A 21,567-nucleotide genomic window follows, 5' to 3' on the forward strand; every position below is an offset into this window, starting at 1 on the left:
GCAGCGCTTCCCTGCTTCTCTTTTTGGCTGAGATGACATAATTCACTTTGATGTTTGAGAAACTGTCAACTGAAGCAAAAAGTCAGGAGAAAGAAGATGGAATACAAGATTCTGGCAAAGGACGGGCGCGCAAAGAGAGCGCAGATGAAAACCGTCCACGGAACAATACAGACGCCTGTGTTCATGAATGTGGGGACTGTGGCGGCGATCAAGGGAGCCGTCTCCACAGACGATTTAAAGACAATCGGAACCCAGGTGGAGCTTTCAAATACGTATCACCTGCATGTGAGAACGGGGGACAAGCTGATCAGGGAGTTCGGCGGCCTTCACAAATTTATGCACTGGGATCGCCCGATCCTCACCGATTCCGGCGGATTTCAGGTTTTCTCCCTGGCAGGGCTGCGAAAAATCAAGGAGGAGGGAGTGTATTTTAACTCCCACATTGACGGCAGGAAGATCTTCATGGGACCGGAGGAGAGCATGCAGATCCAGTCGAACCTGGGCTCTACTATCGCCATGGCTTTCGACGAGTGCCCGCCCAGCAAGGCCAGCCGCGAGTATGTACAGAATTCCGTAGAACGCACCACCAGGTGGCTTAAGCGGTGCAAAGCTGAGATGGAGCGGTTAAACAGCCTTCTCGATACAGTGAACAGAGAGCAGCTTCTCTTTGGAATCAACCAGGGAGCGGTCTATGAGGACATCCGGATTTCCCATGCGGAGGAAATAGGAGCTCTTGATTTAGACGGGTACGCAGTGGGAGGACTGGCAGTGGGAGAGAGCCATGAGGAAATGTACCGGATTCTGGATGCCGTCGTTCCCCACCTGCCGGAAAACAAGCCAACCTATCTGATGGGAGTGGGAACCCCTGCCAATATTCTGGAGGCAGTGGACAGAGGCGTAGACTTTTTTGACTGCGTTTATCCGTCCAGAAACGGCCGCCACGGCCATGTGTATACCAACCACGGAAAGCTCAACATGTTCAATGCCAAATACGAGCTGGATCCGAGGCCGATCGAGGAGGGCTGCCAGTGTCCGGCCTGCCGTTCCTACAGCCGGGCATATATCCGCCATCTGATGAAGGCAAAAGAAATGCTCGGTATGCGATTATGTGTCTTGCATAATTTATATTTTTATAATAAAATGATGGAGGAGATTCGCGACGCAATCGACAATCACTGCTATGCAGAGTACAAGGAGAGAAAGCTCTCCGGCATGGCAGCGGGAGAGAAAAATTAAGATTTCGCAGCGAGGCGGCGGATCTGGATTAAGGAGGAAAAAACATGGGCACAGCAGGATGGATAGTGTATTTTGTCTTTCTTATTGGACTTATGTACTTTATCGCTATCAGACCTCAGAAAAAAGAGAAGAAAAAAATGCAGGAGCTTCTGGCCAGTGTGGCAGTCGGCGACAGCGTTTTAACATCCAGCGGAATGTACGGTGTGATCATCGACATGACAGATGACACTGTAATCGTGGAATTTGGCAGCAACAAGAACTGCCGTATTCCCATGCGCAAGGATGCGATTGTTCAGGTTGAGAAGCCGGAGCTGTAATTTTAAACAGATGCAGTCACGAAGAGGAGCCGTTCCCAGGTGCATGCCCGGGACTGGCTCCTTTTGTGATCAGAAATAACTCCAGGTTATACGATAAATTCCAAATTCTTATAGTTATTTCTCTGCAAATAGCTGTCATACAGTTGAAAAATGCGGATAAATAAGATATTATGGAAAGAAGCACGAAAAATATCGCTCGAAAAACCAGGTAGTAAAGGAGAGAGGCAGGATGAATTACAACATTGCAGTGATTCCGGGTGACGGGATCGGACCGGAGATTGTCAGGGAGGCGTGCCGTGTACTGGACAGGATTGGAGAGGTCTATGGGCACAGTTTTGACTACACAGAGGTTCTGATGGGAGGCGTTTCCATCGACGCGCACGGAGTGCCGCTGACGGATGAAGCCCTTGAAACGGCAAGGAAGAGTGATTCCGTCCTGTTAGGAGCAGTGGGAGGAAATGTGGGCAATTCCAGATGGTATGATGCGGCACCGAACCTGCGCCCGGAGGCGGGACTCCTGGCCATCAGAAAGGGCCTGGGCCTGTTTGCCAATATCCGGCCGGCCTGCCTTTACGGGGAGCTTGCAGGAGCCTGTCCGCTGAAATCCGAGATCATCGGTGACGGCTTCGACATGGTGATTATGCGGGAGCTTACAGGAGGACTCTACTTTGGCGAGCGCTACACGAAAGAGGTCGACGGAGTCACCACAGCTGTTGACACCCTGGTTTATAATGAAAATGAGATCCGCAGAATAGCAGTAAAGGCATTCGATATTGCCATGAAGAGGAAGAAGCATGTGACCAGCGTAGATAAGGCCAATGTGCTGGACTCTTCCAGGCTCTGGAGAAAGGTAGTGGAGGAGGTGGCCGGGGATTATCCGGAGGTGACCCTGACACACATGCTGGTTGACAACTGTGCCATGCAGCTGGTGATGAACCCGGGCCAGTTTGACGTGATCCTCACTGAGAACATGTTCGGCGATATTCTGTCTGATGAGGCCAGCATGATCACAGGCTCCATCGGGATGCTGTCCTCTGCCAGCATGAATGAGGGAAAGTTCGGACTCTACGAGCCCAGCCATGGTTCAGCGCCGGACATTGCGGGAAAGGATATTGCAAACCCCATCGCAACCATTCTCTCAGCGGCCATGATGCTGCGCTACTCCTTTGACCTGGATAAGGAGGCAGAGGCTGTGGAAAAAGCCGTAAAGCAGGTGCTGAAAGAGGGATACAGGACAGCCGACATTATGTCAGAAGGCTGTGTCCAGGTGGGAACCGGACAGATGGGAGAGTTGATCTGCCAGCGGATTCGGTAGACGGCTGTAAGCTGCTTGCAGCGACAGCATGGAGAGACGTTTTACACTGAAACAGCACGCTGCCAGGGGACCTGAGAGCCCCTTGGCAGCATTTTCCATAAATCGGGAGGGAGCCGCGGACAGCCAGAGTGCTGCACAGAGAGGCAGAGACGGTTGAACAGCGCTTCCAGTATCATTCCAGTAATTGAAAATATGAGAGAAAAGGAGACAACAGATATGAAGAGTGACGCAGTGAAAAAGGGATCCCAGGCAGCTCCCCACAGATCCCTTTTAAATGCTCTCGGCATGACACCGGAGGAAATGAAAAAGCCCATGGTGGGAATTGTCAGCTCCTACAATGAAATTGTGCCGGGACATATGAACCTTGACAAGATTGTGGAGGCAGTGAAGCTGGGTGTGGCCATGGCAGGGGGAACTCCCGTGGTATTTCCCGCGATTGCGGTATGTGACGGCATTGCCATGGGGCATGTGGGCATGAAGTATTCCCTGGTGACCAGAGATCTGATTGCCGATTCTACGGAGTGTATGGCTCTTGCCCACCAGTTTGACGCTCTTGTGATGGTTCCCAACTGTGACAAAAATGTGCCTGGCCTTCTGATGGCCGCCGCCAGGGTTAATGTGCCCACTGTGTTTGTCAGCGGCGGTCCTATGCTGGCAGGCCATGTAAACGGGAAGAAGAGAAGCCTTTCCAGCATGTTTGAGGCAGTGGGAGCCTATGCAGCCGGAAAAATCACAGAGGAGGAGCTGACCGAGTACGAGAATAAGGTCTGCCCTACCTGCGGCTCCTGCTCCGGCATGTATACGGCCAACAGCATGAACTGTCTGACAGAGGCTCTCGGAATGGGACTTCGCGGAAACGGAACGATCCCGGCTGTCTATTCTGAGAGAATCAAGCTGGCCAAGCACGCCGGCATGAAGGTCATGGAGATGTATGAGAAAAACATCCGGCCAAGGGATATTATGACGGAGAAGGCCTTCTTAAATGCCCTGACTGTGGATATGGCCCTGGGATGTTCCACAAACAGTATGCTTCATCTTCCGGCCATTGCCCACGAGGCAGGCATTGATCTGAATATGGATCTGATCAATGAGATCAGTGCAAGGACTCCGAACCTGTGTCACCTGGCTCCGGCTGGCCCCACCTATATCGAAGAGTTAAACGAGGCCGGCGGCGTCTATGCGGTCATGAATGAGCTGTCTAAAAAAGGCCTGCTGAATCTGGACTGCATGACTGTGACAGGAAAGACGGTGGGAGAAAATATCGAGGGCTGCGCAAACAGAGATCCGGAGGTAATCAGGCCTGTTGACAACCCCTACAGCAAGACAGGGGGAATTGCAGTTCTGAGAGGAAACCTGGCCCCTGATACAGCCGTTGTAAAGCGGTCTGCGGTGGCCCCGGAGATGCTCAGGCACGAAGGCCCTGCAAGGGTGTTTGACTGCGAGGAGGATGCCATTGCCGCTATCAAGGGAGGAAAGATTGTGGCAGGCGATGTGGTGATTATCCGCTATGAGGGTCCAAAGGGAGGACCCGGCATGAGAGAGATGTTAAACCCTACCTCCGCCATCGCGGGGATGGGTCTGGGAGAGAGCGTCGCTCTCATCACAGACGGAAGATTTTCAGGCGCCTCCAGAGGAGCGTCTATCGGGCACGTTTCGCCTGAGGCGGCTGTGGGAGGCCCCATTGCCCTGGTAGAAGAGGAAGACCGGATCTCCATCGACATTGACAATCACTCCCTGAATGTGCTTGTATCCGATGAGGAGCTGGAAAGAAGAAGGGAAAAATGGCAGCCAAGGGAGCCGAAGGTGACCACCGGCTATCTGGCCCGCTATGCGTCCATGGTGACAAGCGGGAACAGGGGGGCTGTGCTGGAGATTCCAAAAAGCAAATAAGACAGGGAACAAAAAGGAGAGGCAGATGAAAAAGTTAAATGGATCAGAAATTGTCATCGAATGCCTGAAGGAGCAGGGAGTGGATACAGTTTTCGGGTATCCGGGCGGCTCTATCCTGAATATCTACGACGCGCTCTACAAGCATCAGGATGAAATTACGCATATACTGACATCACACGAACAGGGGGCGGCCCATGCGGCTGACGGCTATGCCAGGGCAACAGGCCGGGTGGGCGTCTGCCTGGCCACCTCAGGCCCGGGGGCTACGAATCTGGTGACGGGAATCGCCACCGCCTATATGGACTCCATCCCCATTGTAGCCATCACCTGCAATGTAGGGGTGAATCTGCTGGGCAAGGACAGTTTCCAGGAAATCGATATTTTAGGCGTAACAATGCCTATCACGAAATACAATTTTATTGTAAAGGATGTGACAAAGCTGGCCGATGTGATCCGGAGAGCCTTCCGGATCGCAAGGAGCGGCAGGCCGGGCCCGGTTCTGGTGGATATCACTAAGGACGTAACCTCCGCAGAGTGTGAGTATGAGAGGCAGGAGCCGGAGGAGGTAAAGCCTCAGTCTGATACGATCACAGAGGAGGATCTGGAAGCGGCACTTACCATGATACGGGAGTCCAGAAAGCCCTTTATCTTCGTCGGTGGAGGAGCCGTCTTAGCCAATGCCTCCGAGGAGCTGAGAGCCTTTGCCCACAAGATTCAGGCGCCGGTGACAGACAGCCTTATGGGAAAGGGAGCTTTTGACGGAACAGATGAGCTCTACACCGGCATGATCGGAATGCACGGGACAAAGACCTCCAATTTCGGCGTGGCAGAGTGCGACCTGTTAATTGTCGTGGGAGCCAGGTTCAGCGACCGTGTGGTGGGAGATTCCTCCCGCTTTGCAAGGAAGGCAAAGATCCTTCAGCTCGATGTGGATCCCGCTGAGATCAACAAGAACATCAGGACCAACGCCAGCGTGATCGGAGATGTGAAGGTGATCTTAAGGCGGCTGAATGCAAGGCTTGATCCCATGAACCATGATGAATGGATCGCCCACATAGAGCGCATGAAGGACATGTATCCTCTGCGCTATAATAAGGAAATTCTGACAGGCCCGTATGTCATCGAGAAAATTTATGAGATTACGGAGGGAGACGCCATTATCACCACAGATGTGGGCCAGCACCAGATGTGGGCTGCACAGTACTATAAATTCAAAAAGCCCAGAACCTTCCTCTCTTCCGGCGGCCTGGGGACCATGGGATACGGCCTGGGCGCCTGCATCGGCGCAAAGATGGGCTGCAGGGATAAGACGGTTATCAATATTGCAGGTGACGGCTGCTTCCGGATGAACATGAACGAGGTGGCAACGGCAACCCGCTACAATATTCCGATTATCCAGATTGTGCTGAACAACCATGTTCTCGGAATGGTGCGCCAGTGGCAGACACTGTTCTACGGCAAGCGCTATTCCCAGACGGTTCTGGACGATCAGGTGGATTTTGTGAAGGTTGCGGAGGGGCTCGGCGCAAGGGCCTTCCGGGTGACGAAGAAGGAAGAATTTGAACCGGCATTTCGGGAGGCTCTGAAGCTGAACATACCGGTGGTCATCGACTGCCAGATCGGAAGCGACGACAAGGTATTCCCCATGGTTCCGGCAGGCAAGCCCAATGAGGACGCCTTTGACGAGATCGATCTGAGAATCGAGGCAAGATAAGGGGCCGGGAAAAATAAGGCAGAGGAAGGAAACGGCAGAAAAAGGGAGAGCCGTCTGAAATGCCAGGGAAATTCCCCAAATGAGTATGAAAAAGGATAAGAGGAGGAGCGAATATGAGCAGAGTCTACAATTTTTCGGCAGGGCCGGCAGTTATGCCTGAGGAAGTGTTGAGAGAAGCGGCAGCAGAGATGATGGATTACAGGGGCTGCGGGATGTCAGTGATGGAGATGAGCCACCGCTCCAGGGATTTTCAGGATATTCTCGACGAGGCAGAGAAGGATCTGAGAGAACTTATGAATATTCCCGACAACTACAAGGTGCTGTTTATCCAGGGCGGCGGCCATGTGCAGTTTGCCATGGTTCCCATGAACCTGATGAAAAACAGAGTGGGAGACTACATTATAACAGGCCAGTGGGCTAAGAAGGCATGGCAGGAGGCGAAGCTCTACGGGACGGCCAATGCCATTGCGTCCAGCGAGGACAAAACCTTCAGCTACATTCCCGACTGCTCGGATCTTCCGGTGGATGACAAGGCAGACTATGTGTATATCTGCCTGAACAATACCATCTACGGAACCAAGTTTCACGAGCTTCCCGACACCAAGGGAAAGCCTCTGGTGGCAGACGTTTCGTCCTGCTTTCTCTCTGAGCCCCTGGACGTTTCAAAGTTCGGGATCATCTGGGGAGGCGTTCAGAAGAACGTAGGGCCCGCCGGTATGGCCATTGCCATAGTCAGGGAGGATCTGATTACCGAGGACGTTCTGCCGGGGACACCTACCATGCTGCGCTATAAGACGTACGCGGACAATGACTCTCTCTATAATACCCCGCCTACCTACTGCATCTATATGTGCGGAAAAGTTTTCAAGTGGCTGAAAAAGCAGGGCGGTCTTGAGGCTATGAAGGAGATAAATGAGAGAAAGGCAAAGATTCTCTATGATTTCCTGGATGAGAGCAGACTGTTTCGCGGAACCGTGGAGAAGAAGGATCGCTCTCTGATGAATGTGCCGTTTGTGACAGACTCTGAGGAGCTGGATGCGAAATTCATCAAGGAAGCAAAGGAAGCCGGATTTGTCAATCTGAAGGGACACAGAACGGTCGGAGGAATGAGGGCAAGTATTTACAATGCCATGCCTGAGGAGGGAGTGGCAAAGCTGGTGGAATTTATGAGGGATTTTGAGGCCCGGAATCAGAATCTGTAGAGCAGACAGAAGAAAAGGCGCAGGGAGGACGAAACATGAGAAAGATTCATTGCCTGAACCCGATTTCCAGATACGGGACAGAGCTTTTTACAGATGGATATGAGATGACGGATCGGATGGAGGAGGCAGACGGCATTCTGGTCAGAAGCGCTTCCATGCACGGGATGGAGTTCCCCGAAAGTCTCAGAGCAGTGGCAAGAGCCGGAGCCGGGGTCAACAATATTCCATTAGACGAGTGTGCAGCCCGGGGGATTGTGGTGTTTAACACCCCGGGAGCCAACGCCAACGGTGTCAAGGAGCTGGTGATTGCCGGGATGCTTCTGGCTGCCAGGGACGTGACAGGAGGCATTGGCTGGTGCCGCGAGAATGCCGGCAATGAAAATATCGCAAAAGATATGGAAAAAGCCAAAAAAGCGTTTGCGGGGACAGAGATCCGGGGAAAGAAGCTGGGTGTGATCGGCCTGGGAGCCATCGGAGCGGAGGTGGCCAATGCGGCGGCATCCCTCGGAATGGAGGTGCTCGGCTATGATCCGTTTATCTCTGTCAGCGCAGCCTGGATGCTTTCCAGGGATGTGCGCCATATCACAGATATTGACGCCATCTACAGTGAGTGCGACTATATTACCGTCCATGTGCCGCTCCTTGATTCCACCAGAGGGATGATTGGAAAAGAGAGCATCGGAAAGATGAAGGACGGTGTGGTGATCCTGAATTTTGCCAGGGATCTGCTGGTAAATGACGCTGATATGAAGGAGGCGCTGGCCTCCGGAAAGGTAAAGCGCTACGTGACGGATTTCCCAAATCCCGCTGTTATGGAGATGGAGCATGTGATTGCGACTCCCCATCTGGGCGCATCCACGGAGGAGTCGGAGGACAACTGCGCAGTGATGGCTGTAAAGGAGCTGATGGACTATCTGGAAAATGGAAATATCCATCATTCCGTTAACTATCCCGACTGCGATATGGGCGTGTGCGCTTCCGTGAGCCGGGTGGCTCTCCTCCACAGGAATATTCCGAACATGATTGGCCAGATTTCAGCTATCCTGGCCGCAACGGATATGAATATTGCCAACATGGTCAACAAGAGCCGCGACAAATATGCCTATACGCTGATCGATCTGGAGACAGAGGCAGACAGCGAAACCATCGAAAAGCTGAAAAAGATCAGCGGAATGAAGCGTGTCCGGGTGATCCGGTAGGATTTTCAGTCAGGAGAGGGAAGCTCAGAGGGGTGTTAAGATACTGTTAAATCCATGGACAGGTCTGTTGACAGAGCAATTTGCGTGTGATATTGTCCACTGTGGAAATTTGAGGAAAGTGGATAGGTAAAACACGATGGAACAGAAGAAAAATGCAGAGCTTTTCAGACTCGACGGAAAGCCGTCCTTCGGACTTGCGTTTCCCCAGGCCATGCAGCATGTCCTTGCCATGCTTGTGGGAAACATTACTCCCCCTATGCTGATTGCGGGGACCCTGGGCCTTCCGCCAGAGGAAGAGATTATGCTGACGCAGGCTGCCATGATTATCGGCGGCATCACCACCCTGCTTCAGCTCTACCCTGTCTGGGGATTTGGAATGGGACTTCCAAGTGTAATGGGAGTTGCCTTTGCCTATATGCCGATCCTGACGATGATAGGAACTCAGCACGGAATTGCCGCTATCTTCGGCTCACAGCTTGTGGCCGGGTTTCTGTCAATTTTTATCGGCATGTTTATGGGAAAACTGCGGAAATTTTTCCCTCCCATTGTCAGCGGAACCGTTGTTTTAAGTATTGGTCTGTCTCTCTATAAGACAGCCATCACCTACATGGGCGGCGGTTCCGGAGCGCAGGCAGACGGAACCTTCGGCTCCGGCCAGTTCTGGATTCTGGCGATAGTGACACTGGCGGTCACTCTTGCATGCAGCCTTCTTGGAAAGGGCTACGTTAAGGTATCGGGAATGCTGATAGGAATTGCCGTGGGCTATGTGATTGCCCTGGCGATGGGAGATATGGTCAGCTTCAACCAGGTGGGACAGGCGGGCTTCTTTGCTCTGCCGAGGCCGTTTTACTTTGGGCTTGAGTTCCCGCCGGATGCCATTATTATGATGGTTCTGATGTATGTGGTTCAGGCCGTACAGACGATCGGCGATGTGTCCTCCACCGCTATGGGCGGCTTTGGAAGAGAGGCCACGGATCGGGAGCTGGGCGGCGCGATTAAGGGACAGAGCATCTGTGGTATGATTGGAGCCTGCATCGGCGGTCTGCCTACAGATCCGTACAGCCAGAACGTGGGACTTATCTGTACCACCAGGGTAGTGGCAAAAAAGGTGTTCCTGATTGTGGGCGTGATTATGCTGGCAGCCGGTTTATGCCCCAAGTTCAGCGCGCTGATGGCGACAATTCCGCAGCCGGTGTTAGGCGGAGCTACGGTGACCGTATTTGCGGCCATTACCATGTCAGGAATTCAGCTTTTGGGAGAACAGCCTTTAAATTACAGGAACAAGATGATTGTGGGGATTGCCCTGGCCATCGGCATCGGAATTGACAGCGTGCCTTCCATCCTTCAGTTCTGTCCGCAGCTGATTAAAAACATTTTCGGAAGTTCCCTGATGGTATCCTTCCTGATTGTATTCTTCCTGAATCTGATTGTCCCGGAGGATAACAGCGCCGAGTAGGCAGCTTCGTGAAAAACGTACAGAGCCTGTCAGGAACAGGGGTCAGGGGACCGAGATACAGCTTCATGATTAGGCTTCTGGGTATGAGCCGGCGCATGGTGATTGTGAGATCATCCATGCGCCGGTTCTTTTCAGTCTGACGGCCCGTTTTCCACTCCGGACTGGATGGCAGTGACTGAAGGGTCCTTCATATCGTAGACCCGGGACCACTCCTTCGTGCCCTCTACTTTTGCAGCCTCAGAGCGGTTGATGGACAGGAATTTCATCAGTTCATAGCAGTCCACCCAGATTTCATTGTTCCCTTCTTTCTGAGATTCGTCAAAAATAAGCTGAAGGCCAAAGTGGAGATGCGTCTTGTCAATATTGTTGGTATTTTCCGAAGCGCTGTAGCCGGTGCGCCCCATATACCCGATCACGTCTCCGGCGGTCACAATGCTTCCCTCGCTCAGTGTGCTCTGGTAGGGGTAATCCTTGCGCAGATGGGCGTAATAGTAGTACCGCTTCTTGTCGAAGCTGCGGATTCCGATTCGCCAGCCTCCGTACTGGTTCCAGCCCAGGGATTCCACATAGCCGGATTCCACCGCAATAATGGGAGTTCCCGTCTGCCCCATCATATCGTGGCCCAGATGCTTCCGGCTGTAGCCGTAGGAGCGGGAAACGCCAAAGTCATTGTAGTCGGAGTAGGGGAAATTTTTGGCAATGGGAAGGAAGGCTTTCAGGCCGTATTTTGTCACCCACACCTTTTCGGGCGCTGGGCTCTGGGCGCTTTCACCGCCTGACTGTGTCTGCCCGGCTGCCGGATTCGATTCATAGATCTGAGCGTCTGCCAGGGCAAAGGGAGGAGCCTCGGAGGCCGGTATTTCGATTTCGTAATAACCAACCATTCCGCCGAGGACTGCCGTGTAGGCTTCCAGGTAATAAGGGTAGTATTTCATGGAGGCGGTGAGCTGTTCCATGGAAGCTCCGCTTTGAAGACTTGATGCCACCGTATCCATATCGGCCTCCCTGTAATTGGAAAAATTGCCTCCGTATTTTGCCCCGAGATAGGCCAGAAGCTCAATCCAGTTCAGATGGATCTGCTGCTGGCAGGTGTCTACATCATAGCGGAAGGCCTTAGTCAGCGCCGCTTCCGGCACGTCAAAATCTACCCATTTGATGAAATCCTTCTCCTTGCCCTCCTCTGAGCCCTCCGTGCCGGGGAGCAGGGAGAGGAGACTGGAGAGGGCAGGGGAAGCGGGATTTGATTTGAGGTACCAGCCTCCCATCAGGATGCAGAAGGCCAGAATCTCGGCTGCTATGAGAAGCCCGGTGCGTCTGCGGTAAAAGAAAAGCAGAATCCGTTCATAAGTATCAGAAATTCGTTTCCATGCTCTGTGCAAGGACATCCCTCCAATAAAAGAGCCGGAAAACGCTTCGTCCGGCCGAAAATGCTTATTATAATCATATGAGGACATGGCTTCGCTTATGACAAAACGTGACATTCGTTTTTCTGAAGGATGAAGGATGTGGTATAATGACTGCAAAGCGGTCATTATACCTGCGCATACCGGTTTCAGCCTTTGCTGCTGAAATCCGGGCGCAGCCTCTGCCGGAGGCTGCGAGGACAGATAAAGGAGATAAAAGAAATGGAACTGATCAGAGATCATTACAACGATTGCACAGAAAAGGAAAAAAACACAGAAGGACAGGGGAAAGAAAACAGCGGTGCAGAGCAGAAGACAGACTCTGCAGGTTTTAGAGATGCTCTTGGAATTCGGATTGTCGAGAGGGGCGAGGGGTTCGCCAGGGGAGAGATGGAGGTAAAGGAATGGCATCTGAATCCCCTTGGAATCATTCATGGCGGCTGTCTGTTTTCCCTGGCAGACACAGTGTCAGGGGCTGCCATCATGGGCCATGGGCACAGAGTGACTACAGTAAATGGCTCCATTAATTTTCTGCGCCCGGGAAAGCCCGATGGAAAGATGACAGCAGAAGCCAGAGAGGTGAAATATGGGAGGACCTTTTCCGTCTGTGACTGCCAGATTTTTGACGACAGGGAAAAGCTGGTAGCCACAACCACCATGACCTTCTATCATCTTGTGGATCGAAAGATCGATCAGGGGGAACAGCAGAAGGAGAGCAGAGACAAGTAAGGGTGGGTGCCTGCGTCATATGCTGGGGCAGGTCCTGACGGGATGAAACCGGTGAAGGAGCCCTAAAGCTTCAGAATCTCCCCGTCATCAGGCACAAACAGGTTTCCGCTGTAGTAGTTTCTTCCCTCCGCTGTGTAGAGAATTTTGCGGCGGCTGAGGTTCTTCTCCTCGGTGTGCCAGAGCACAAGATTTGGGATATGCAGCCGTTCAGCCAGCTGGCAGGCTTCTCTGACTGTGCTGTGATGTTTTTCGTAAGGAGAAAACTGCTCTCTCTCACTGTAGAGGCAGAAGGCCTCGTGGAGGAGCCAGAAGCTGTCTCTGACATAAGGCTCGCACAGCTCGCTTAAGGGTTCATCTCCGGTGCAGGTGAGCTTTTTTCCGCTTTTAAGCACGAAAGTAAAGCCAAACTGCCTGGCTTTCGTAGAGTGGATGTCAAAAAAAGTGACCGGATAGCCGAGAATTTCCCGTGTTTCCCCGTCACTCACTGGAATCAGAAGGATTCTGTCGCCTATTAAATCATAGAACTTTTTCTGCAGGGTCAGGCGGCAGATGGTCTTTATGGTTTCCACAAGGCCGTCATGGCAGTAGATGGACAGCGTTCCCTCATAACTTCCCTTTTTCATCTGCGTGCCGATCATGCGCACCATCCAGACAATGCCTAACAGATGATCGATGTGTTCGTGGGTGATAAAAATATGATGGATGTGAAAAAGAGATACATTCATGCGCTCCAGAATCCCGAGAATCCCGTTTCCGCCGCCTGTGTCCACCATGAAAAATTCTTCCCGGGAGCCGCTGTCAGGCACATAAGTCTCAGTCCGGATCGCAAAACAGGTATTGTAGCAATGGGTGACTGCGGCATTTCCTGTGCCGAAGACGTACAGCTCCTCAGAGGGAGAGATGGCTTCAGTAATCATATGGTTTCCTCCTTGGTTGTAATTTAGAAGCGGCAGTTTCAGAAACTCTCTGCCTTCGTTTCTGCCGGCTGTCCGGCCCTGCCCTTCATAGGGGTTTATGCCCTCTATTATAGCAGGACAGCAGGGGAGAGGGAAGATACGGTTTACAGCATTTTCAGGGCTGGCTAAAAAAACTGATTTGTGATACTATTATTCTGTCAGAAAAGCAGTGTAACGGCAAAATATTAGGAGAAGCATATACATGAGAAAAGCAGAATTTTTAAAGGAGCTGGAGGCGTCACTGAAGGGGGAAATTCCGGCAGGGGCAGTTTCCGATAACCTCCGCTACTATGATAACTATATTTCCCAGGAGGTGGCGAAGGGGCGCTCAGAGTCTGAGGTGATTGAAGAGATAGGGAGTCCCCGTCTTATTGCAAAGACGATTATCGATACCAGCGGAGCCGGTGAGTATGAGAGCCAGGAAAGTTCCTATTCCGGATACGGCTCCCAGGGATTTGGCCGGGAGTATGATACAGGCTATGACAGACAGGAAAAACAGCGCACAGGCTTCCACTATTTTAACTTGAACAAGTGGTACTGGAAATTCCTGATTTTTGCAGTTGTGATACTGGTGATGATCTCTGTCCTGTCTATTATCGGAGGTATTTTTGCCCTTCTGTTCCGCTATGCCACTCCGATTCTGATTATCTTACTAATCTGGTCACTGTTTCGAAATTCGAGAAGGTGACACAGGCCTTCAGAGAAAGGAGCCGGCGGAAAGTTTTTTTCCCATCTGGAAGAGGAAACCTTTTGCGGCAGGGAGTTTAAACAGACAAATAAAATAGAGAAAGACTGGCCGGCGAAGAAAGCCGGCCATTTTTTCAGAGAGGAGATAACGGAGAGTATGGCTCAGTTGCAATTAACAAAAGAGACAGAGAGGGAGAGAGAAAGGACGGCACAAAGACAGGGGTCTGCCTTTCAAAGACCGGTGATTTTAGGCGTCTTGGCAGTCTTTTGCTGTGCACTCTGGGGGAGCGCGTTTCCGGGAATCAAAATAGGATACCAGCTGCTGGAGATCCCTTCCGACGCACAGGGCAGCCAGATTGTGTTTGCGGGATATCGTTTTTTTCTGGCAGGACTTCTGGTTCTGATATTCGGAAGCCTTGCTGAGAGAAGACTTCTTGTCCCCTCCTCGAAAGCTGTGCCAAAGATCGTGAAGCTGTCCATGCTTCAGACAGTGCTTCAGTATACGTTTTTTTATCTGGGCGTGGCAAATACCAGCGGCGTTAAGGGCTCGATCATTGTGGGAGCCAACAGCCTGTTTGTCATATTGATTGCGGGACTTTTATTCAGGCAGGAGAAGCTGACGGGAAATAAGATTCTGGGCTGCGCTGCAGGCCTGGCAGGCGTAGTAGCCGCAAATCTGGGACAGGGGGGAATGGAGTTTTCCTTCCGGCTCTCGGGGGAGGGTTTTGTGCTCTGTTCTTCTCTGTCATATGCGTTCTCAACAGTTTTTATGAAGCGGTATTCGAAAGAAGAGGATCCGGTTATGCTCAGCGGATGGCAGTTCCTGCTTGGAGGTCTGATCCTCACAGCATTTGGTTTTCTGCTCGGGGGAAGACCGGGGAACTTTCACGCTGCATCTGCGGGAATTCTCATTTATCTTGCGTTTGTGTCGGCTGCGGCTTATTCTGTCTGGGGCATTCTCCTCAAGTATAATCCTGCCTCAAGAGTGGCAATTTACGGCTTCATGAATCCGGTCATAGGCGTTCTTCTGTCAGCTGTTTTCCTCCATGAGGGAGGGCAGGCGTTCAGTCTGAAAAACCTGGCTGCTCTTATTCTGGTATGTGCCGGGGTAGTGATTGTCAACGGAAAAAAGGAGGAGGCATAAGGCATCGGTCTGTCTGGAGAGCCGTGTATTTCCATTCAAATCATGCTCTTAAGAGTTCTTACGGTTTTTTTAAACGGAGCTGATTTCATTGACACCGGGATAAGAATTGTGTATAGTGTCATTACCGGTAACAAAAACTGAAAATATCTGAATTAATCAGAAAATATTTGTCAAACTGGATATCCGTGACAGAGAAAAGAGGAAAACGATGAGAAAATTACTTTTACTGACAGGAGCCGCTGCTATTTCCCTGAGCCTGGCTGCCTGCTCTGGAAAGAGCAGCCAGGTACAGGGGCCGGAGCCTTCCGAAGAGATAGAGATTAGTACTGATGCAGGTGAAGAGACAGATACAGAGACACAGGGGGATGAGGAAGAAGACATGACAGAAGCGCTGTTCCGCTCCTCAGCCTCTGTGGTTCAGATGGAGATAACCACAGGACTCACCACAGAATATCTGGATGGGCTTTTGAACTATCCGGTGCGTGTGAATTTTGAGGAACCGGTGGAACTTAAGGGGCTAAAGGACCTGGACGCGCTTGGACTGGATAAGCTGTACACAGATGAGCTGCTGGAGGCGGTGGGTTCCTGTGATGTGGACTCCATTGCAATTGAAGACGGGAAGATGACGGTTGGAGATCCAGACGGTGCGAATGTGGTTCTGTCTGAGGATGAAAACGGAAATATAGGAATCTGTGAATTCAATTACGGACTTTAACAGGCATATTGCAGGGATTCTGCTGCGGCCCTTCAAACGTTTGTCTTTCTGCTGCTGCGGGATCTATTAGGGCAGTGTTACGGAAAAATGCGCCTGCCGTATATTTTTTTAAAGTTCTGAAAATCAAAGGAGAGGGAGTTCCACAGTGTCAGACTCTGTGGGATGCCCTCTTTTGATTTTCTTCTCCGGTTTGCCGCAGTTTCAGTACCTTTTTTTATCCTGCTCTGAAAACTCAGAGAAAAGAACCACGACTCCTGTATATTGCAAAAGTCATATTCAGCTGCGGAGGCGGCTGCTATGCGATTTTAAGTACCATAACCCGCTCGTTGCGCATATCCCTCTCCCCGGTGTAGGCAAAGCCAAAGTGATGGTAGAGGGCTGAAGCGGTCTGATTATCATCTGTGACGCTCAGATAAATATGTTTGCGGTGGTATTTTTTCCACAACCTTTTCAGAAGATCCATAAGGGCTGCTTTTCCGTATCCCATACTCTGATAACGGCGGTCAATGAGAAAGCGGTTAAGCCACAGACGTCCGAATGGAAGATATTCCCAGAACAGGCCGTACATGGCAAAGCCAATAAGGACATTTCCGTCATAGATGCCCACCGCATGCCAGCAGGAGTGGGAATCTGCCTCAGACAGACAGTTCTCTATCGATTCGATAAATTTCTTCTGGTCTTCCCTGAGCTCAAGGCTCAGGATTTCCTTCCGGTTTTTCTCAGTGACCGGTTTAAACTGTAGTTCCATAATTCCTCCTGTACAATCATTTTGCGGAAAAATTCTGTATGCGGATTTCCGGCAGCAGAAGCGGGAGCCTCTGCCTTCTGGAATCATCCGACAGCAACTATCAATATACAAGACAATTTAGAATATTGCAACCGAAATCTGACGGCTTTACAGAATTGTAACAGGGTATCCAGGCGAAGGCTGAAAGAAACATCTGTGTTCTGGAGAACTGTCTCTCAATACACAAAAAGGGGAGCAGGACAGGGGAATGTTTTCCTTTACAGAGGAGAAAATAGCTGTTAGAATGAAGCGGTATGAGCGTCAGATAGCTCCGGGAAGGGAAATCTGGCGCTTAAAGGCGTGTGCTCCGTGAGGAAACGAAAAAATCAGAAAACAGGATATCCGCTCCTCCTGTCTGATGGCAGGAAAACGGACAGCAGATAAAGAAGCAGGACGGCGGTGTCTGAGGAAAGGAAGAGTCAGACAGAAACCGTCATGGGACAAGGAGAATGAAAAGTATGTATATTATAGCTGGACTGGGAAACCCCGGGGAAAAGTATGACAATACCCGCCACAACGCAGGCTTTCTGACGATTGATGCCCTGGCGGATCGCTACGGAATTGACGTGAGGGAGAAGGCGCACAAAGCGCTGATTGGCAAGGGAGTGATTGAGGGGCAGAAGGTAATTCTTGCCAAGCCCCAGACCTACATGAATTTAAGCGGTGAGAGCATCCGGGCTCTGGTGGATTACTACAAGGTAACACAGGAGGAGCTGGTGATTATTTTCGATGATATCAGCTTAGAGCCGGGACAGCTGCGCATCCGCAAGAAGGGAAGCGCGGGAGGCCACAATGGAATCAAGAGCATTATCGCCCATCTGGGAACCCAGGAATTTACAAGGATCAAGGTGGGAGTAGGGGAGAAGCCGCCGAGGATGGATCTGGCAGACTATGTGCTGGGCCGCTTTGCAAAGGAAGAGCAGGACACCATGAAGGAGGCCTTCGAGACTGCCGCCAAGGCGGCCGTCGCCATTATGACAGAGGGGGCGGACGCGGCTATGAACCAGTATAATGGCTCTAAAAAGAAGAAAGAAAAGGCAGAGGCAAAGGAAGAATAAGCCGCAGGGCCGCCGCGGCGGGGGAACAGGCTGCCCAAACGGGCAGGGGCTGTGAAGGCGCGCAAAAAGCGGGCCATGGAAACACGGCGTATCAGGCAGAGAGTCAGGAGGGATGAAAATGGGAGTGATATTTGCAAATCCGCTGGAAGAGCTGGTGGAGTTTCAGGAGATGAACCGGGATCTGGAACAGGGAAAGGGGCCTCTTCAGGTCAGCGGGTGCGTGGATTCCCAGAAGGTTCACCTGATCAGCGAGACGGCGGGAAGCCTCAGGTGGAAGCTGATTGTGACCTATGACGATTCCAGGGCCAGGGAGATCTATGAGGACTACAGGACCTTTGATCCGGCGGTGTTCCTCTATCCGGCCAAGGATCTGCTGTTTTACAGCTCCGATATCCATGGAAATCTGCTGACACGCCAGAGGATGCAGGTATTCAAGCATCTGATGGAGGACGAGGCGGGAACGATCGTGACAACGGTGGACGGGCTGATGGATCGCCTTCTGCCGCTTTCGGAGATCAGAAACAGCCGGATTGCCGTTGTTTCCGGGGAGAGCCTGAAAACGGAGGAGATGAAGGAAGCGCTGGCAGGGCTGGGCTACGAGAGAGTCGGACAGGTGGACGGAATGGGACAGTTTTCCGTGCGGGGCGGAATCATCGACATTTTCCCGCTGACCGAGGAGCTTCCCGTGCGAATCGAGCTGTGGGGGGATGAGGTAGATTCCATCCGCAGCTTTGATCCGGAAAGCCAGCGTTCAGTGGAGGAGCTGGAGCGGGTGGAGATCTGCCCTGCAACGGAGCTGCTGCTTGAAAAATCCCGCGTGGAGAAGGGGCTTTCAAAGATCGAGAAGGAAATGAAAAAGTATGGGAAAGCCCTGAGAGATCAGATGAAAAATGAGGAGGCCCACCGGATTGAGGGGCTGGTGAGGGAGCTGTCCGAGGAGATCAGAGAGGGCTTCAAGGTACACGGTCTGGGCGGCTTCATCCAGTATTTTGCCGAAAAAACCGTTTCCTTCCTGGAGTATTTCCCAAAGGAGGAGCTGGCCGTATTTCTCGATGAGCCTCTGAGAATCAAGGAGAAGGCTGAAGCGGTGGAACTGGAATTTCGGGAGAGTATGGCCCACCGTCTGGAGGGAGGATACCTGCTTCCCGGGCAGACAGACTTCCTCTATTCGGCAAAGGCCACAGCCGCTATGATGTCAGGGAGCCATACGCTTCTGGTGTCAGGGCTTGATCAGAGGATGACAGGCTTTTCTGTGAAAAAAAAGTACAGCATTGAGGCTAAGAGCATGGGCTCCTATCAGAACGGTTTTGAGATGCTGATCAAGGATCTGACCAGGTGGCAGAAGGAGAAATACAGAACAGTCCTTCTGACTGGCTCCAGGACAAGGGCCAGCCGTCTGGCCGGCGACCTGAGAGAGTACGGGCTGAAGGCCTATCTGCCGGATGAGGACGGCGGACAGGTGAAGGCCGGGGAGATTATGGTCACCTACGGAAACCTCCACCGAGGCTTTGAGTACCCGCTTCTGAAATTTGCTGTCATCACAGAGGGCGACATGTTCGGAAGCGGTCAGGGAAAAAAGAGAAAGAAGAAAAAGACGGCCTACGAGGGAAGGAAAATCCAGAGCTTTTCCGAGCTCTCCGTGGGAGACTATGTGGTACATGAAAACCATGGCCTTGGAATCTACCGGGGAATCGAGAAGATCGAACAGGACAAGGTGGTAAAGGACTATATTAAAATCGAGTACGCAGACGGCGGAAACCTCTACCTTCCGGCCACAAAGCTGGAGGGAATCCAGAAGTATGCAGGAGCGGACGCCAAGCGGCCGAAGCTGAACCGTCTTGGAGGAAGCGAGTGGAATAAGACGAAGACCCGGGTGCGGGGAGCGGTAAAGGAGATTGCCAAGGATCTGGTAAAGCTCTATGCCGCAAGGCAGGAGCAGGAGGGCTTCCAGTACGGCCCTGACACAGTATGGCAGAGAGAATTTGAGGAGATGTTCCCCTACGAGGAGACAGAGGATCAGCTGGAGGCCATTGACGCAGTCAAGAGAGACATGGAGAGCAGGAAGATCATGGATCGGCTGATCTGCGGGGATGTGGGCTACGGAAAGACGGAGATTGCCCTGAGGGCAGCCTTCAAGGCCATCCAGGAGGGAAAGCAGGTGGTTTATCTGGTTCCCACCACGATCCTGGCCCAGCAGCATTACAATACCTTTGTCCAGAGAATGAAGGATTTTCCGGTCCGGGTGGATATGCTGTCGCGGTTTCGCACGCCGGCAGAGCAGAAACGGACCCTGGAGGATCTGAAAAAGGGCTTTGTGGACGTGCTCATCGGAACCCACCGGGTGCTGTCAAAGGACGTGGAGTTCAAGAGTCTGGGACTCCTCATTATCGACGAGGAGCAGCGGTTCGGGGTGGCCCACAAGGAGAAGATTAAAAAGCTGAAGGAAAACGTGGATGTCATCACCCTGACGGCGACGCCGATCCCCAGGACACTCCACATGAGCCTTATCGGAATCCGCGATATGAGTGTTCTGGAGGAACCGCCGGTGGACCGTCTGCCGATCCAGACTTATGTGATGGAGTACAACGACGAGATGGTGCGGGAGGCTATCAACAGGGAGGTGGCCAGAGGCGGGCAGGTGTACTATGTATACAACCGGGTCAACAACATTGAGGAGATAGCAAACCATGTGGCCTCCCTGGTGCCTGACGCCCAGGTGACCTTTGCTCACGGGCAGATGAGGGAGCACGAGCTGGAGCGGATTATGCTCGACTTTGTCAATGGCGACATTGACGTGCTCGTTTCCACCACGATTATTGAAACGGGGCTGAATATCCCCAATGCCAACACGATTATCATTCACGATGCAGACCGCCTGGGGCTTTCACAGCTCTATCAGATCAGAGGGCGCGTGGGACGTTCCAGCCGTACCTCCTATGCCTTTCTCATGTACAGAAGGGATAAGCTCCTCCGGGAGGAGGCGGAAAAAAGGCTTCAGGCTATCCGGGAGTTTACAGAGCTGGGCAGCGGAATCAAGATTGCCATGCGGGATCTGGAGATCCGGGGAGCCGGAAACATCCTGGGGGCAGAGCAGCATGGTCATATGGAGGCCGTGGGATATGACCTTTACTGCAAACTGTTAAACGAGGCCGTTCTGGCGTTAAAGGGAGAGACAGAGGAGGGGGCAGAGTTTGAAACCACAGTGGACTGCGATATTGACGCCTACATTCCTGCCTCCTATATTAAAAATGAGTATCAGAAGTTAGATATTTACAAGCGGATCTCAGGCATTGAGTCTGAGGAAGAATACATGGATATGCAGGATGAGCTGATCGACCGCTTCGGAGAGATACCGGGGCCGGTGGAAAACCTGCTGCGGGTGGCTGCCCTGAAAGCTCTGGCCCACAGGGCAGGGGTGACGGATGTGTTCATCAACCGGCAGGAGGTAAGGCTTGTGATGTTTAAAAAGGCAGAGATCGATGTGACAGGAATTCCCGAGCTCATAGGAAAATACAGGGGCGATCTGAAGCTGCGCCCCGGCGATGCTCCGGAGTTTCTCTACCAGGATCAGAGGAGCAGGAATAAGGACTGCATGAAAATGACAGAGAAGGCAAAGGAGCTTCTGACAGAGCTCTTCAGCCTGTGCGAGAGGGCCAGGGAAGGCGTGAAGAGATAGAGCGTGCGAAGAAACAGAGAGAAGCGCCGGGAGATGGAGAAAAGGCGTCAGGAGAGACAAGAGGCACGAATGGGAGGATACGG

General features: G+C 52.1%; 17 protein-coding genes. 14 read left to right on the forward strand and 3 right to left on the reverse strand.

Annotated features, from left to right (window positions below):
* Positions 1-96 precede the first annotated feature (96 nt).
* The 8 genes from tgt to DW757_RS07940 all read left to right on the forward strand — a co-directional run bounded on the left by tgt (position 97) and on the right by DW757_RS07940 (position 10,329).
* Positions 97-1,236, forward strand: coding sequence for a tRNA guanosine(34) transglycosylase Tgt (gene tgt / locus DW757_RS07905; protein WP_118751438.1), 1,140 nt, complete (start codon positions 97-99; stop codon positions 1,234-1,236).
* A gap of 44 nt (positions 1,237-1,280) precedes the next feature.
* Positions 1,281-1,553 carry a preprotein translocase subunit YajC gene (gene yajC, locus DW757_RS07910; protein ID WP_008395554.1) on the forward strand — a complete coding sequence of 91 codons (273 nt, stop codon included), beginning with the start codon at positions 1,281-1,283 and terminating at the stop codon, positions 1,551-1,553.
* Between the two features lie 229 nt (positions 1,554-1,782).
* Positions 1,783-2,868 carry a 3-isopropylmalate dehydrogenase gene (leuB, locus tag DW757_RS07915; protein WP_021966130.1) on the forward strand — a complete coding sequence of 362 codons (1,086 nt, stop codon included), beginning with the start codon at positions 1,783-1,785 and terminating at the stop codon, positions 2,866-2,868.
* Between the two features lie 216 nt (positions 2,869-3,084).
* Positions 3,085-4,758: a dihydroxy-acid dehydratase gene (gene ilvD, locus DW757_RS07920; protein ID WP_118751472.1), complete on the forward strand. Its 1,674-nt coding sequence runs from the start codon at positions 3,085-3,087 to the stop codon at positions 4,756-4,758.
* Between the two features lie 25 nt (positions 4,759-4,783).
* Positions 4,784-6,472: a biosynthetic-type acetolactate synthase large subunit gene (ilvB, locus tag DW757_RS07925; protein WP_015573539.1), complete on the forward strand. Its 1,689-nt coding sequence runs from the start codon at positions 4,784-4,786 to the stop codon at positions 6,470-6,472.
* A 113-nt stretch (positions 6,473-6,585) separates the two neighbouring features.
* On the forward strand, positions 6,586-7,674 hold the full coding sequence (gene serC, locus DW757_RS07930) for a 3-phosphoserine/phosphohydroxythreonine transaminase (protein WP_021966128.1): 1,089 nt from the start codon (positions 6,586-6,588) through the stop codon (positions 7,672-7,674).
* Between the two features lie 35 nt (positions 7,675-7,709).
* A complete protein-coding gene (locus tag DW757_RS07935) occupies positions 7,710-8,873 on the forward strand; it encodes a phosphoglycerate dehydrogenase (RefSeq protein ID WP_008395548.1) in 1,164 nt (387 codons plus the stop codon).
* A gap of 136 nt (positions 8,874-9,009) precedes the next feature.
* Positions 9,010-10,329 (forward strand): nucleobase:cation symporter-2 family protein, encoded by a 1,320-nt coding sequence (locus tag DW757_RS07940; RefSeq protein ID WP_118751439.1) that lies wholly within the window; start codon positions 9,010-9,012, stop codon positions 10,327-10,329.
* Between the two features lie 131 nt (positions 10,330-10,460).
* Here the strand turns inward: DW757_RS07940 and DW757_RS07945 are convergent, their stop codons facing one another.
* Positions 10,461-11,708 (reverse strand): M23 family metallopeptidase, encoded by a 1,248-nt coding sequence (locus tag DW757_RS07945; protein ID WP_118751440.1) that lies wholly within the window; start codon positions 11,706-11,708, stop codon positions 10,461-10,463.
* Between the two features lie 246 nt (positions 11,709-11,954).
* Here DW757_RS07945 and DW757_RS07955 point away from each other — a divergent pair, with 246 nt between their 5' ends.
* Positions 11,955-12,461, forward strand: a complete 507-nt coding sequence (locus DW757_RS07955; RefSeq protein ID WP_118751442.1) for a PaaI family thioesterase — start codon at positions 11,955-11,957, stop codon at positions 12,459-12,461.
* A 62-nt stretch (positions 12,462-12,523) separates the two neighbouring features.
* Here DW757_RS07955 and DW757_RS07960 read toward each other — a convergent pair whose 3' ends face one another.
* Complete coding sequence (locus DW757_RS07960; RefSeq protein WP_118751443.1) at positions 12,524-13,378, reverse strand: MBL fold metallo-hydrolase; 855 nt, start codon at positions 13,376-13,378, stop codon at positions 12,524-12,526.
* A gap of 241 nt (positions 13,379-13,619) precedes the next feature.
* On the opposite strand from DW757_RS07960, the gene DW757_RS07965 reads away from it, so the two are divergent.
* The 3 genes from DW757_RS07965 (at position 13,620) to DW757_RS07975 (ending at position 15,963) form a co-directional block, all read left to right on the forward strand.
* Positions 13,620-14,105, forward strand: coding sequence for a DUF1700 domain-containing protein (locus DW757_RS07965; protein WP_008395543.1), 486 nt, complete (start codon positions 13,620-13,622; stop codon positions 14,103-14,105).
* 156 nt (positions 14,106-14,261) lie between these two features.
* Positions 14,262-15,248, forward strand: coding sequence for a DMT family transporter (locus tag DW757_RS07970; protein WP_008395542.1), 987 nt, complete (start codon positions 14,262-14,264; stop codon positions 15,246-15,248).
* A gap of 208 nt (positions 15,249-15,456) precedes the next feature.
* Complete coding sequence (locus tag DW757_RS07975; RefSeq protein ID WP_118751444.1) at positions 15,457-15,963, forward strand: peptide ABC transporter substrate-binding protein; 507 nt, start codon at positions 15,457-15,459, stop codon at positions 15,961-15,963.
* 295 nt (positions 15,964-16,258) lie between these two features.
* Here the strand turns inward: DW757_RS07975 and DW757_RS07980 are convergent, their stop codons facing one another.
* Positions 16,259-16,711 (reverse strand): GNAT family N-acetyltransferase, encoded by a 453-nt coding sequence (locus DW757_RS07980; protein ID WP_021965899.1) that lies wholly within the window; start codon positions 16,709-16,711, stop codon positions 16,259-16,261.
* A 497-nt stretch (positions 16,712-17,208) separates the two neighbouring features.
* Between DW757_RS07980 and pth the strand changes: the two genes are divergently transcribed.
* Both pth and mfd read left to right on the forward strand, forming a co-directional pair.
* Positions 17,209-17,808: an aminoacyl-tRNA hydrolase gene (pth, locus tag DW757_RS07985; protein WP_015545098.1), complete on the forward strand. Its 600-nt coding sequence runs from the start codon at positions 17,209-17,211 to the stop codon at positions 17,806-17,808.
* Positions 17,809-17,926: 118 nt separating this feature from the next.
* Entirely contained in the window at positions 17,927-21,484 is a 3,558-nt protein-coding gene (mfd, locus tag DW757_RS07990) for a transcription-repair coupling factor (RefSeq protein ID WP_118751445.1), read from the forward strand.
* The last annotated feature ends 83 nt before the right edge of the window (positions 21,485-21,567 follow it).

Origin of the sequence: Clostridium sp. AM29-11AC (genome assembly GCF_003480545.1) — a bacterium.
GTDB classification, from domain to species: domain Bacteria; phylum Bacillota; class Clostridia; order Lachnospirales; family Lachnospiraceae; genus Otoolea; species Otoolea saccharolyticum_A.